Origin of the sequence: Microbacterium sp. ANT_H45B (assembly GCF_008369345.1) — a bacterium.
Taxonomy (GTDB): Bacteria; Actinomycetota; Actinomycetes; order Actinomycetales; family Microbacteriaceae; genus Microbacterium.
The window spans coordinates 680,321-695,066 of sequence record NZ_VOBK01000003.1; the positions used below are offsets into that span (position 1 = coordinate 680,321).

The 14,746-nt window shown below is 71.2% G+C and carries 7 protein-coding genes; all 7 read right to left on the bottom strand.

The window, feature by feature from the left end:
- Positions 1 to 831 carry a PP2C family protein-serine/threonine phosphatase gene (locus FQ142_RS15320; protein ID WP_056413341.1) on the bottom strand — a complete coding sequence of 277 codons (831 nt, stop codon included), beginning with the start codon at positions 829 to 831 and terminating at the stop codon, positions 1 to 3.
- Positions 828 to 2,657 (bottom strand): DUF5684 domain-containing protein, encoded by a 1,830-nt coding sequence (locus FQ142_RS15325; protein ID WP_149423982.1) that lies wholly within the window; start codon positions 2,655 to 2,657, stop codon positions 828 to 830. Before FQ142_RS15325 ends, FQ142_RS15320 begins: the two co-directional genes overlap by 4 nt.
- Positions 2,654 to 5,203 (bottom strand): transglutaminase domain-containing protein, encoded by a 2,550-nt coding sequence (locus tag FQ142_RS15330; protein WP_149423983.1) that lies wholly within the window; start codon positions 5,201 to 5,203, stop codon positions 2,654 to 2,656. The genes FQ142_RS15325 and FQ142_RS15330 overlap by 4 nt, the downstream gene beginning before the upstream one ends.
- Positions 5,200 to 6,570 carry a DUF58 domain-containing protein gene (locus tag FQ142_RS15335; RefSeq protein ID WP_149423984.1) on the bottom strand — a complete coding sequence of 457 codons (1,371 nt, stop codon included), beginning with the start codon at positions 6,568 to 6,570 and terminating at the stop codon, positions 5,200 to 5,202. The genes FQ142_RS15330 and FQ142_RS15335 overlap by 4 nt, the downstream gene beginning before the upstream one ends.
- On the bottom strand, positions 6,567 to 7,532 hold the full coding sequence (locus FQ142_RS15340; RefSeq protein ID WP_056413353.1) for an AAA family ATPase: 966 nt from the start codon (positions 7,530 to 7,532) through the stop codon (positions 6,567 to 6,569). The genes FQ142_RS15335 and FQ142_RS15340 overlap by 4 nt, the downstream gene beginning before the upstream one ends.
- A 117-nt stretch (positions 7,533 to 7,649) precedes the next feature.
- Positions 7,650 to 13,565 (bottom strand): Ig-like domain-containing protein, encoded by a 5,916-nt coding sequence (locus FQ142_RS15345; protein WP_149423985.1) that lies wholly within the window; start codon positions 13,563 to 13,565, stop codon positions 7,650 to 7,652.
- Positions 13,565 to 14,692 (bottom strand): serine/threonine-protein kinase, encoded by a 1,128-nt coding sequence (locus tag FQ142_RS15350; protein WP_149423986.1) that lies wholly within the window; start codon positions 14,690 to 14,692, stop codon positions 13,565 to 13,567. The genes FQ142_RS15345 and FQ142_RS15350 overlap by 1 nt, the downstream gene beginning before the upstream one ends.
- Positions 14,693 to 14,746: the final 54 nt, after the last annotated feature.

Consider the following 14,746-nt stretch of genomic DNA (forward strand, 5'->3'; position numbering starts at 1 on the left):
TCAGCGACGCCCCCTCGCCGGAACCGTCGTGCCTTCGAGCATCGTCTCGGTGTGGATCGACATCGATCGACGACTGTCGGTCGAGTCGAGGGATCCCCCGCGCAGCCCGCCGGAGACGACGTCGATGACGATCACGGTGATGTTGTCGCGTCCACCGGACTGCTTCGCCCGGCGCACGAGCGCGGCGGCGGCCGTCTCGGGGCGCCCCGCCATCGTCAGGGTCGCGCGGATGCTCTCGTCGCCCACCTCGCCGCTCAACCCGTCGGAGCACAGCAGCAGCCGTTCGCCGTCGATCACCGGGACCAGCCAGCTGTCGGCGATGTTGTCGGAGGCTCCGATGGCCCGGGTGATGACGTTGCGCTGCGCGAAGCCGGCGAGGTCTTCGCGGCGCATCTCCCCGGCGTCGACGAGCTCCTGTCCCAGCGAGTGGTCGACGGTGAGCTGATCGAGCTCGTTGGCGAAGAGCCGGTACACGCGCGAGTCGCCCACGTTGAACACGAGCCAGTGCGGCGTGCCGTCGTGCTCGACCAGCGCCACGGCGGCGAGGGTGCTCCCCGCGCCGCGCGAGTGCTGGGAGGCGATCGCCTCGACGGTCTCGTTCGCACGCGCGAGGGCCGCGCCGATCTCGGCGGTGGTCACCTCGGTGCCGACCAGCGGCGCGAACGCCGCGACCACCGCAGCACTCGCCTTGTCACCCGCGTCGTGGCCGCCCATCCCGTCGGCCACCAGGAACACGGGCGACGCCGCGAGCACGGAGTCCTCGTTCATCGCCCGCGTCAGGCCGATGTCGGTGAGGGCGGCGACGTTGAGGACGACAGCGGAGGTGGTCACGAATCGGTCCCCACCTCGACGTGCATGCCGACCTCGCCGAGGACGAACCGTCCGGCGCCGATCACGCTCTCACCGGGGTCGAGCAGCGTCTCGGCGCCGTCATCCGCGACGACCACCACTCCGTTCGTGGAGTGCAGGTCGGTGAGGCGCCACTCGTCTGCCTGCACGATGAGGCGCGCGTGCGTCTTCGAGAGGGTGCGTGTGCTGTCGGCGATCGCCAGGCGCTGCTCCCCCGGCTCGCCGGTCGGATTGCGCCCGATCACGACGCTCGTCGCCGACAGGGCGAATGAGCGGCCGTCGTCGAGCACGAGAACCCGGCGCACGCCGCGTCGACGCGACACGACGACGGTCGCCTCGACGTCGTCATCATCCTCACCGGCGTCGGCTGCCGGCGCGGCGAGATCGATCGGCGGCGAAGGCTGCGTCAGCGGGGGCGCGGACATCATCGGCGCGGGCCGGATGCCGACCGCGGGGGCCGGTACGGGCGGATCGACTGTGTCCGCGACGGGAGCGGGAGGATCGACCGTGTCCGCGACGGGAGTGGGCGGATCGATCGTGTCCGCGGCCGGAGCGGCCCAGAGCGGGGCAGCGCCGGACAGGGTCTGATCGACGTCGATCTCCGCATCGGTGTGCGGGCTCGCCTCGGCGGGCTGCGGTGCCGCGCGCGGAGGCTCCGGTACCGGCAGGACGACCGGAACGGGTACCGGTGCGGTGAATCGCGGCGCGCGGGCATCGGGCGCGGGAGCCGCTCCCAGCCGATCGGGAAGCGAACCGACGCTCACCTGCGGGTCGTCGGAGGATTCGGTCTGCCCGGTCGATGCCGACGACTGCTCGGCCGCGCCGACTGCTCGCGCGGGTGGCTGGGGAAGCGTCTCCAGAACGGGGTCCGAGGCCCCCTCTACCGGCGCGCTGACGTCATCGGTCGGCGGGCGGACGCCGTCGACATCGTGTGCCGTGGCCGACGGGATCGACGGAGGCACGAACGGCAGAGCCGACTCGGTGCGTGCGGGACGCTCGACACCGGGGACCCCGACGATCAGGGATTCCGGTGCAGCCGGTGCAGCCGCGTCGGCGGAGGGGGGAGCCGCCGGAGCGAAGGTCGGTGCAGGCGGCGCGAACGTCGGTGCCGCCGGCGGGAACGCGGGTGCCGGCCGCTCGAACGTCGGTGCCGCCGGCGGGAACGCGGGCGCCGGCCGCTCGAAGTTCGGCGTCGCCGGGGGTGGCGAGACGAAGGCGGGCGGAGCCGGTGCCGCCGGAGCATCCGGGGCGAACGATGCCGGCTCTCCGTGCGCGCTCTCGCCCCCCGGCGGAAGGATCGGAGGGGCGAGGTAACCCCTCGACGAATCGTGCGGAGGCGCGTCCTGCGGCGGCCCCTGACGGCGGGGGCCGGGCTGCAGCGCGGCGAGCCTGTCGCCCTCGGGATACGGCGGAACACCCCAGGCCAGGATCGACGCCCACACCGGCGGCAGCAGCACAGCGAGCACGGTCGATCCGGCGCCTCGGCCGAAGCGACCGTTGATGCTGTGGACGGCCTGGATCTTCACGATGAGGCCGTAGATCTGCACGATCGGGATGAAGTAGAACACGACGTTCCACGCGGGCTTGCCGCCGAGCGTGAGGATCGTCGCCTCGTTGAGGATCGGGACCCAGCCCTTCCACCCCTCGACTCCGAGGCGCGTGAAGAGCTTCGACAGCGCGAGCGCGTACCAGACATAGAGCGCGAGGCCGAGGACTGCGCCCACGCCCAGCGCGGCCACGAGCGTCGTCAGGACAGCGGGCCCTGCACCGTCCACCGCCAGGTGCACCCGGTCTGCGACCTCGTTCATGCGTCTTCCTCCTGCCTGCCTGCGCCTGCGCCGGCCACTGCGAGCGTACCGACTGCGAGCCGATGGTCCGAGGATGCACGCGCGCGTCGGGGCGCCACCCTGGCCACGAACGAGCGCAGACGCAGGTGCGAGCGCACGTTCTGCCAGCGGGTTCGACGCTCGGCGATCGCCGCGCGCTCCTCGTCGACGATCGTCCAGGCGGCTTCCGCGTCGGCCTCGGTGGGCGGATGCGCGGCGAACACGCCCTGATCGACGAGCTCTGCCAGTCGCGTGGCCGCCTCCCGATCGACGGCGACCGCCGCCTGCACGCGGGTTCCGAACCAGGGCGTCGGGCGCTCGTCGTCGGCGTACACGTCGACGAGCTCCTCCCACGCACCCACGAGTCGCGATTCCGGATCGCCCGCGAGACGGCGCGTGCGCTGCCGGATGTTCTTGGCGACCACCACCACCAGCAGCGGCAGCACGAGGAGCAGCAGCGCGAGAAGGCTGAGCCCGAGGACGCGCGCGACGGCGAGCAGCGACGCCAAGGTGTCGGAGCCGCCTTCCTCGGGCGGCGCATCGGTGTTGCGGGAATCGCTCTGCGCCTGGGGCGGATCGAGCGCCTCGGAGCGCAGCTGCTCGGGAACGGTCGGATGCTCGGGGAGCTGCTCGCCCTCGGTGATCGTGCTCGGCAGCATCGCGAACTGAGGCGTGACGTCGACGGCCGTCCAGTCACCGCCCGACGACCGCACCTCCACCCACGCGGTCATGTTCGCGCCCGTGCAGGCGTTGTCGCAGGCGGGTATGCCGGGGACCTCCTCGGCAGCGGGAAGACGCGCTCCGAGAACGACCCGGGACTCCAGGCCCCAGAGCTCGGCGAGCAGCGCCGCCGCGACGGCGAACTGCTCGTCATCGCCGACCGCAGCGACCAGCATCTTGGGATCGGCATCCGCCCCGGCCCGACGTTCCTGGTCGACGAGCGATGTGAAGAGCTCCTCGATCCGCGCGGCGGAGTGCCCCGCGTAGGTCGGGGCGAAGGAGTATCCCCCTGCGCTCTTGAGCGCCGAGATCCATCCCGTGGCCTGGTCGTCCTCGAGCAGGGCGTGCGAGAGGTAGCCGCGGGCCCTGAGACGGTCGATGACCTCGAGATAGCCGGCGCCGGTGCGCGGCTGCTCCTGCATGGTCGCCCACTCGGCGAGCGCCGGATACGCCTCGCTGTCGAGAAGCGAATCGCCACCGCGCACATCGGTCAGTGTGGGCGTCTCGGCGGGTGCATCCACGAGCACCCCGTAGCGGTCTCCCGGCTCGAGACCCTCACGCTCGTCGGACGTCTCGGCGATGGTGATCGCGGTATCGCCCTCGTCATCGACGTGGAAGCCGTCGGCGAGCTTCTCGGCGCGCGCGCCCTCGAAGGTCGGGGCCTGCGCGAGCCCTGCGGGTGCCGGCACCCAGATGCCGCGGTAGGCCTCGCCGACCGTGAACTCGAGCGAGAGCCGCCCTGCGTCGGGGGCCGCCGTGCGCGGCAGGCGACTGAATCGATCGTCGGGCGAGATGTGGAAGTCCTCCCCGTCGTACGCATCGAGCGTGGCGATGCGGATGCGCTCGAGATCGCCCGTGTCACCCGAGATCGAGACGACGGGCTCGTCGAGCATCGACGTCGTGAACCAGGAGCGATATGTGCTGAGCGGGCTGATCTGCCGCTGCACGACCACCATCGGCTCGACGTCGTCGCGCAGGACCGTCCGATCGGACCATTGGGCCGCGGCCGGGACCACGGCGACGCCGGCGACGAGCGCGACGATCAGCAGGACGCCGGAAAGCAGATGACGACGGATGCCGAGCCACACCGGCGCCGCACTGCGAGTGACGTTCTGCGCGGCGACGATGCGCAGCGCCTGCGCGCGCCGCAGCCGCGCGCGACCGATGAGCCAGACCAGTCCGGCGAGGAAGACGGAGATGCCGAGCAGCCATTCACGCGGAGCCGGCAGGGCGATGCCCCAGAGCGTGATCGCCGAGCTGGTTCCGATGAGTCCGAAGGCGATGCCGAACACGCTCATGGTCGACACGACGGCCACTGCCCATGCCGCGCGTCGACCGCCCTCGAGCACGAGCAGGGTGGCGGCGAAGGATCCGAACAGCATGACGACCATCAGCGGCACCAGGACCGCCTGGTACTCGCCGAGCGGCGGATTCAGGGTGAGGATCTGCTTCCATCCGAGCGCGACGCCGAGCACCGCGTCGCGGACACCGAGGAAGAAGGCGGGGAACGATGTCAGGGAGGAGGGCACGGCGAGCGGAGCGGCCGCGACCACATAGACGCCGGCGGCGACGAGCGCCGACATCAGGAGATTCCAGCGGAGCACGCGCGCGACGACGGCGACGAGCATCCCGAGCAGGCCGCCCACGATGCCGACGACCAGCGCGCGCGGTGCGGCGTACAGCGGCCAGGCCGCGACGGTCGCGAGGCCGATGCCGAGCAGCACGTAGCCCAGACCCCAGATGTTGAGGGCGGAGAGGAGCTCGCGAAGACGCCGGAGCGCGTCCCGCGCGCTCACCGCAGCGCTCACCGCAGCGCTCCTCTGGCGAGCATCTGCGGCAGGTCGCCCAGCGCTCCGAGCGTCATCACCGACAGCTCGCGGGCCGTGCGCATGGTCGGCTCCTGGCCGAGTTCGGTGCGGACGGCCACGGCCTCGACCGCGGCGGGGAGAGCGATCGCCGAGCGACGGAGTCGGTCCACCGGCATCCGGGATCCCGTCACGAGGAACGCGATCGACAGATCGGGGTAGGACTGCACGGTCAGGGCGGTGACCGCCTCGATGCGCATCACGCTGTCTGCGGCATCGACGGTCGACGTCGCGTCGAGCATCGACTTCGGGGTGAGGGTCGGCAGCGTGCGGATCGCGAGCACCTCGTTGCGCGAGTGCTCGGGGATCTCGTCGCTGACGACGAAGAGCACGTCCCGCCCCTCGGTGACGCCCTGGAGCGCGAGGGATGCGGCGGCGCTCACCGCGGTCTCGAACTCGTCGTCGCTCTCGTAGGAGTCGGCCGCGAGGTCGAGGATGATCGCAATGCGGGCGTGCCGCGACTCCTCGTACTGGCGCACCATGAGCGTGCCGGTCTTCGCGGTGGATTTCCAGTGCACGTGCCGCTGCGAATCGCCGACGACGTACTCGCGCACGGCATGGAACGACAGGTCGGCGTCGACCAGTCTCGTGCTGGGGGTGCCGTCGAGGTCGCGGATCAGGCCGGCGCTCGTGCTGGGGATGCGCACGGTGACGGGGTGCACGTGGATGCGCTGCACCTCGGGCCACCGCTGCTCGCGGCGCAGCAGGCCGATCGGGTCGCCGCGAGTGATCGTCATCGGGCCCACGTCGATGATGCCGCGGCGATGCGCGGCGATCGTCAGCTGCTCGGTGTGGTGCCCGTCCGGACGCAGCAGCGGCACGTGCGCCTCGACCAGGCCCTCGCCGACGGGGACGTCGACGACGCCGGGGAGGGCGAGTCTCGTGCCGGTGTTGCGCACGTCGAGCACCGCGCCGATGTCGGAGCCGGCGACGACGCGGTCGCGTCCGAGCTCCAGGCGGATGCTGTAGTCGTGGGCGCCCAGGATGAAGGGCACGCACGCGATCAGCAGCACCATCGCGATGGTCCCGACGGCCCACGCCTCGACCCAGCCCAGCAGCAGACCGCCGACGACCCCGAGCACGAGGGCCACGGCGACGAGCAGACCCGCGGTGGTCACGGTGTCGTTCAGCCACGACAGCGTGCCCTTCGCCGTGCGCGCGATTCCGCGCAGCATCCGACGCGCGCCGAACACCGCTCCCCGCACGGGCCCCCGGTGCGTGCGTTCGAAACGCGTCACCGTCGAGGTGCGGGTGGATGTGCTCGTGCGCGCGGCGGTGCGCGTCAGGCGCGATTCGGTGTTGAAGCTCACGCAGAGCCGTTCTCGCGCGGAGGCTCGACGTCGAGGAGGATCTGGCCGATCACCGCGACGGCGGTGACTCCGTCGAACTCGGCCTCCGGCTCGAGCACGAGGCGGTGGGCGAAGGCGACGACGGCGAGGTCGCGCACGTCGTCGGGTGTCACGAAGGTCCGTCCCGACTTCGCCGCCCACGCCGTCACGAGGCGCGAGAGTGCGAGGGCTCCGCGCACGCTGACGCCCAGTCGCACTTCGGAGGCGCGGCGCGTCGCGTCGACGATGCGCATGATGTAGTCGGAGATCAGCGGGTTGACGTACACCCCGCGCGCCATCTCGGCCATGGTGAGGATCGTGTCCGTGCCGACGATGCCGTTCAGCGGGGGCTTCGGGGCTGCCGCCCCCTGCAGGATGCGCATGGTGGCCGCGCCGTCGGGGTAGCCGATCGACGACTTGATCATGAAGCGGTCGAGCTGAGCCTCGGGCAGCCGATAGGTGCCACCCTGCTCGATCGGGTTCTGCGTCGCCATGACGAGGAACGGTGAGCCGACGGGCCGCGAGACGCCGTCGACCGTGACCGTCCCCTCTTCCATGACCTCGAGCAGAGCCGACTGCGTCTTCGGGCTCGCGCGGTTGATCTCGTCGGCGAGCACGATGTTCGCGAAGATGGGGCCCGCGTGGAACTCGAACGTGCCCTGCTTCTGGTCGTACACGGTGATTCCCGTGACGTCGCCGGGGAGCAGGTCGGGGGTGAACTGGATGCGCGAGCTCGTGCCGGTGATGGTCTGCCCGATCGCGCGCGCCAGCGCCGTCTTGCCCGTGCCGGGGAAGTCCTCGAGCAGCACGTGTCCGCCGCTGACGGCGGCGGCGAGCACGAGCTCGACCACATGGCGCTTGCCGAGGATCGCCTGCTCGACGTTCCCCGCGAGGATCGAGAAGGTCTCAGCGAACCAGGATGCCTGTTCGGGTGCGATGGTCATGGGAGCGGCGGCAGAAGCGGGCATACGGCAACAGTATTGGGCGTGAGGCCCTGGGTTCGAACCGGCGGGGTCATCGTCGTCCTTCTTCGTGGGGCGGGCAGGGGTTTCGCACGCGCATCAGGGCACCGGGCAGCCGTCCATCGTGCGCGTGATGGGCTGCAGCATGGAGAACGCGCCCTTCCACGAGATCGTGACCTCGTAGCGCCGGGGCTGGAGGGGGTCGGTCTGGATCGGCTTCGCGGTGATGTTCGCCGAACCGTTCGCCGCCGTCGAGATCGTCGCCGCGTTCTGCGGCTGGGCGGGTACGCACGGCGCGAAGTCGACGGAGACCGTCGTCGGGGCGCTGCCTGACGCGGGGGTGAGTGCCACCTCCGGCGAGCAGGCCCAGGTGAAGGTCTGATGACACGTCCGCGCCTTGGCATTGGACGGCGCGGAATTGGGGGACAGCGAGAAGCTGCCCTCCCAGCTGCCGTACACCCGGAACTGCGGGGCGAAGTTGGGCTGCGCCTCGACCGTCGGGGACTTGGCGAGCACGTAGGAGTACCGGTTGCCGATCTGCGTGTACGTGTTGGAGACGGCCCAGGTCAGATCTCCCCCCGGGCCCCCGATCGATTCGAAGACGAAGACCGACGTCGGCGACGACTCGGCGACGCCGTAGCCGTTCGACGCGCACACCTTGACGTTGTAGGTGCTGTACGCCTCGAGATCGGAGAGCGTGGACGTGTCCGAGACACGCTCCGCGTTCGCGGAGAGCGTGCCGTCGGGGTTCGCCGTGCACGTCGCGGTGCCCGAACGCCACGCGAGGTACTTCATGGTGATCGGGCGCGCGCTGCCGTTGCCGTTCGCCGACGTCGGGCCGCTCACCGCGATCGACGAGTTCGAGGATGCGGCCGCCGCCGTGCCCGAGCCGATGATCGGCGCTCCGGCGACGGTCACCGACGCCTGGAACGCCCCGCCCTCGTTGCCGCCGCCTGTCGGAGGCTGGAACTGGCTGATCGGGACGATCGTGATGGTCTGAGCACCAGGGGGGAGCGTGACATCGACCGTCGTGGTGGCTCCGGATCGCGGGATGACCTGCCCCGAGCCCTCGATGCGGAACGAGGCCGCGTCGTCGCCGGCGGTGATCGACAGCGAGGCGACGCCCTGCGACGTCGTCGTGACACCGGCTCGGTAGACGGGCGCGGCGGCCGCGCCGGAGATCTCCGGGGCCGCATACGCCCACGTCGTGTGGGCCGAGGTCGGGGTCGACGAGCCGACAGCGTTCACCGCGACCGCCGTGTACGCGTGCGGCTCGCCGTTCACGAGACCGCTCACCGTGCAGCGGTAGAACCCGGCGTTCGGCGTGCACGCCGCGTTCGAGGGCGCTCCGTCTCGGAGGATCGTCACGCCGGTCACTGCGGGATGCGCGCGCGCGGCCTCGCCGAGAGGCACGTCGAGTGTGACGGTGGTGCGGGTGTACGCCGCGGTCGTCACGCTCGCGGGCGGCTGCGAGATGCCCTGCAGGTCGAGCGTCATGGTGCCCGTGCCGGTGCGCCCCTGCGCGTCGCTGACGACGAACGGGATGATGCACTGACCGCCGGGGGCGTTTCCGCCGCCGGGCCAGCTCACGGCCAGGGAGTTGCCGGCGACGGTGACGCTGGCGACGTCGCACCGCGCTCCGGCACCGATCGAGGTGAGGGTGAGACCGGCACCCACCTTGCCCTGGAACGGGTCGTACTCGCCGACGATGCCGACGGCCTCGACCGAGCATCCGGGGGTGGTGACGATGCACTGCTGGGTGAAGGTCGCGCCCCGCGGGGCGTCGGGCGGGGCGATGCCGACGACGAGACGGATCGCCGACGATGCGCCGCCGTACTCCGCCACGCTCACCGCGATCTCCTCGCGCGTGCCGGGCTGCGCGTCGGCTCGCGCCTCGACTGTCAGGGTGGCGCCGTCGCGGGTGACCGTGAACGCGGATCCCGAGTAGTCGATGCCGTACTGGAGCGTCGAGGGATCGCCCGAGCGGCCGCCCTCCCAGGAGACCATTCCCGAGTAGAGGTCGATCGTCGCGGCGGCGCCGGGCGCGATGGTCTGCGCGATGGGCGCGAGGTTCACCTGCGGCGCCGCGGGGCGGATGCTGATCGGCACCTCGATGTACGACCAGCTCTGCTGACCCTTGAGCCGGACCGGGACGAGACAGGTGTCGGACCAGGGTGCGCCGGTGCCGGACTGGTACGTGCCGGTCTTGCCGGTCGCCGAGCAGATCGCCGAGGCCCGCTGCGCGCTCAGGTCGGTGCCGACGTCGAAGGGATCGGAGCTCGAGAGGTCGACATAGTCGCCGACGTCGAACTGCGCCGTGGCCTCCTCGTCGACCACGACGGGCTCGGCACCGGGGAGGGTCTGCACTCGGAGGTCGTCGAAGGCCGGGATGTGCAGGAAGCCGTGCCCCACGATGTCGCGCCCGCCGACGGTGCCGCTGAGCGTGAACGGGACGAGGGCGCCTTCGGGGGGAGCCTGGCCCGTGATCCGGTCGCCGGACACGGAGAATCCCGGCTGGTCGCCCCAGAGGCTGAGCGTGAGCTCGCCGACGTCGCCCGAGGTCCACCGGACCCGATCGGTCACGACGTCGATCCCGCCGCTGGAGAGCTCTGCCCTGTCGCGGGCGGTGAGCACCGTGTCGGTGACCGTCGGCTGGTCGGCGACGTCGTCTTCGGTGACGGTGACGACGATGAGGCCCTGCGAGGTGCTTCCGGTGCGTGTGGACTGCACGGTGTAGATGTACGAGTTCGTGCCGGCGGTGTCTCCGGCCTGCAGCACGACGCGGCCGTCGTCCAGTGACGTCTGATCGTCGATCAGCCGGTCGAGGCGCTCGTAGAGGGGATTGCCCGGCGCCGTCGGCGCATTCGGGATGAGCTCGACGAGCTCGAGTTCGCCCTGGGCGGGATCGATGTCGTTGGCACGCGGATCGAGCACGATCGGCGTGGACGAGTCGACGCGCACGCGCACGTAGTCGCTGAACGTGACAGGGGCCGTGTCGTCGATCGCGGCGTCGAGGACGCCGATCCGCACGGTGCCGGTTCCCTGATCTCCCTGCGTGTCTCTGACCGTGTAGTCGAAGCTGACCTGGCCGTCGCCGACTCCGCCCGCCGGGGCACGGTACACGATCGCGTCGCCCGAGGGCGAGATGGTCACGGTGCCCTTGCCCGAGCCCGGCTGCGCGACACCGGCGAGGGAGACCCTGTCGCCGTCGGCATCCATCCCCGTCGGCGGAACCTTGAGCGAGACCGTCTGGCCGCTGAGCACTCGACCCTCGAGCGTGATCGGCGTCGGCGCGCGGTTGGTGCCCGACGGGACGACGGTCACCAGCACCGTGCCGTTGTCGGAGAGCGAGGGGTTGCGCTCGAGCGCGACGGAGTAGGTGAGCCGATACGTGCCGGGGGTCTTCGGGGCGAGGTAGCGCAGCGCGTTGCCGTCGGCGAAGACGAGCTCGTCGGGCTGGTCCGATCCGGTCACCTCCGGCAATACGAGGAGGGGCTCGCCGCGCGGCGCGACGTCGTTGGCCGTGACCGGGATGCGCGAGAGGGACCCCGCGCGCACCGTGATGGCGTCGGCGAACACGATGGGCCTGGTGACGGTCGACGGCGAGGTGAGGAACACCGTGACCGTGCCCTTCACGGCGCCTCCCGCGCCGTCGGCGATCGTGACGGATGCCGAGCCGATGACGCCGGGCTCTCCGTCGGCGGTCGTGCCGCTGACGCGGATGCTCTCGTTGCCCACGACCCCCACGTTGAGCAGGGAGGTCGAGCTCTCGACGCCGGAGACCAGCAGCACGCGGCCGGTGTTGTTCTGCACCCCGCGGAGCACGTCCACCGTGGTGTCCTGGCCCTCGCGGACGAAGGCGGTGAGGGGCGCCATCGCGAGGGCGGTGGATCCGTCGACGGCGGTGACGCGGATCACGGCGGAGCGCTCGGCCTGAGTCACCGCGTCCTGCGCGGTGTACGTGACGACGTACTGACCCGGCTGGGCGACCGTGAGCTCGACCGTGCCTGCTGCCGTGTTCGGTGCCACCTCGAGACCGTCGGCGGAGGCCGACGTCTGCACGGCATCGAGCAGCCGGTAGGAGCCGGATCCGCCGGAGAGGTGATCCGCGACCTCGATGGACTGCGGCTCGCCCACGAGCGCATTCAGCGCCACGGGGGCCGCGACGAGTGCGGGGTTGGCGGTCACCTGCACGTCGAGGACCTTCTCGGCGGTGGCGCCCTGAGCGTCCTCGACGACGACCGTCACGGAGATCACGGCGTCGGAGGCGTTCGGGTCGGTGTGGCGGATCGCGACGCGGCCGTCGTCCATGGGCACGACCATGACGGGCGCCGCCGCGTCGGTCTCGTAGGCGTCGCTGAGCACGAAGGGGTCGCCCTCGGGGTCGACCCAGCCCGACAGCGCCGCGACGATCGTGCTGCCTCCCGGCAGCAGCTGCGGGGTCGGCCATTCCTGCTGACACGCCTCGACACCGCACCAGACGGGAGCGGAGTTCGACGCGGGATCGACGACCGTGAGCGTCACGGTCGCGGGTTCCGACACGGCGGATCCGTCGGTGACCGCGTAGCTGAAACTGGCCTGCCCCGACGCCGCGCGAACGGTGACGACGAGGGACTGCCCGTCCGCGACGAGCGACACATCACCGAAGTCGGGATTCGAGAGGCCGCTGAGCGATGCCGCGTCGACCGACAGCACGTCCTTGCGGTTCGGGTCGTGGTCGTTGTAGAGCACGGGCAGGATGACCTGCTGGCCGCTGCGCACGCCGAACGCGTCGTCGACGGCGACCGGTGGCATCTGCTCGGCGATGTCCTCGACGACGACCGTGCCCTCCTCCTGCTCGGTCTCCTTCTCGACCGCCCACTGGTCCAGCGGGATGAGGCGACCTTCCGGAGCCGTCCAGATCAGCCCTGTCCCCACCTCGGAGAGCACCGCGCGATCGCCGTTGCTGCGGAACACCGGGCGGATCGACCCGGACTCCAGAGCCTTGTCCGGCACGGTGAGATCGACGGTGTCGCCGTCGGCCCAGAGGGTTCCGGAGCCCGTGTCGAGCCAGGCCGCATAGGCCTGCCCGCCGGCGAAGGTGGGAACGGCGGGAACGCCGGATGCCTCCACCGTGCGTGTCGCCTCGCCGCCTCCGAGCGGCACCGAGACCAGGCCGTCGGAATCGGCGATGAGCAGGTTCTCCGCGTCGGCGGAGCCTGCCTGGAGGATGGCGTCGTCGGCGATGTCAAGGCTCTGCGGCTCTCCGCCACCCGTCCACAGCTGTCCGTCGCCCGGTTGCAGCAGCGCCCAGCGGTCGCCCACGACGGTCATGGTGACGTCGGTTCCGGCCTCGGGCGCCGAGTCGATCGCCTGCGCGTCGCCGATGAACGCGTACTCGTCGATGTCGAAGCGGCGCACCGCGCCCTCGTCACCGGAGTACAGCGCGAGGATGCCGTCCGGCGACAGGCCGATCGCATCCGCGGTGTAGGTGGGCCTGTCCTCGCCCTCTTCGACCTCGACCTCGGCGAAGGGGTCGACGAGTGCGGTCGACGCGCCTGCGCTGAGGGTGGAGACCGAGACCTGCCCGGTGTCGGAGCGGTACGCGACGTAGGGGCCGGCCGAGACGATCTCCCTGGTGCCGGCGGGGGTCGGCTCCGAGGCCGACGCGGTGCCCTCCTCGCCGGCGTCGGCGAGAAGGTTCTGAGGTGCCGCGGCGTCGAGATCCCACCGCTGACGGGAGCCCTGGCTGTAGAGCACCGCCTCCGCCCCGCTCTGCCAGACGGCGTCGGGCGCGTCGACGTTGCGCACGGTGTCGATCTCGGCGAGCTCGGTGTTGACGCGCGCGTACTGGCCCGAATCCCGGAGCACCCAGACCGACGACTCGAGGCGCGGCACCTCCTGCGATTCGTAGCCCTGGGCGGTGACGGCCACGGCCACCACGGTCGCGAGGGCGGCGACACCGGCGATCGATGCGATCAGCCGTCGACGCGAGGGCGGCGGCGTCGCGGTTCTGCTGCGGTCACCGATCGCCATCAGATCACTCCGGTCATCATGAGGACGGTGACCCCGACCGCGCCGAGCGCGACCATGCCGATTCCGGCGCCGATGAGTCCTGAGACGAGAGGCGAGCGCTCCCGCTTCGGGGCCGGCTGCGCGTAGACCTCACGCGGACCTGTTCCCTTCGCGGCCGCACGCGCGGCGCGGCGCGAGGCGGGGTCGACGGTGGTGACGACGGGGCCGCGGGAGGCGGCGTCGGAGAAGTCGACGGGCGAGGCCGCCGCCCAGTCGGCGGATGCCGCTTCGAAGGCGGTGGGGGCGATGCGCAGCTCGTACTGCGCCCAGCGCAGACGCTCGGCGAATTCGGTCATCGACGCGAACCGGCGCTCGGGATCGCGCTGCATCGCGGTGGAGAGGATCTCGTCGACTCCGCGGGGGAACCCGGCGACGGGGACGGGCGTGTACTGCGCCTTCACGATGCGGCGGGTCAGGCGGTCGCGGGAGTTCTGCGACCGGTCGTCGACCTCGAACGGTGTACGGCCGGCGAACAGCGTGTAGAGGGTGGCTGCGAGGCTCCAGATCTCGCTGGCCACGGATCCCGACACCTTCTCCTGCAGCACCTCGGGGGCGCTCCACGGCACAGACATCGCGATGGTGTCGGACTCGCCCTCGTCGAGCACGGCCGCGGCGATGCCGAAGTCGGCGAGCACAGGGCTGCCGAGCGAGCTGACGAGGATGTTGGAGGGTTTGATGTCGCGATGCAGGAGTCCTGCACGGTGCACGGTCTCGAGCGCACCGGCGATGCGCACGCCGGTGTCGAGAACGTCGGCGACCGGCAGCGGGCCCCGCTTGTAGCGGGCGCTCATGTTGTCGGGGCAGTACTCCATGGCGATGTACGGACGGCCGTCGGACGAGATCGAGGCCTGGTAGATCGTCACGATCGCGGGGTGCGCGCTGAGACGGGCGGAGATGTCCGCCTCCGCATTGAAGGTGCGGAGGATCTCGGGGTTCACGGCGTCGGCGAGAAGCACCTTGACGGCGGAGACGCGTCGAGGGAGATCCTGTTCGTAGAGGAAGACGTCGGCGAAACCGCCCGAGCCCAGCGGCCGGACGTAGCTGTAACCGGAGAGCACCGGTGGCGCAGACATGGTGCGCTTGGCCATGCGCTTCCCTCCCGAAGTGAACAGACAGCGAGAGAACGCCGTGCCGCGTCAGCA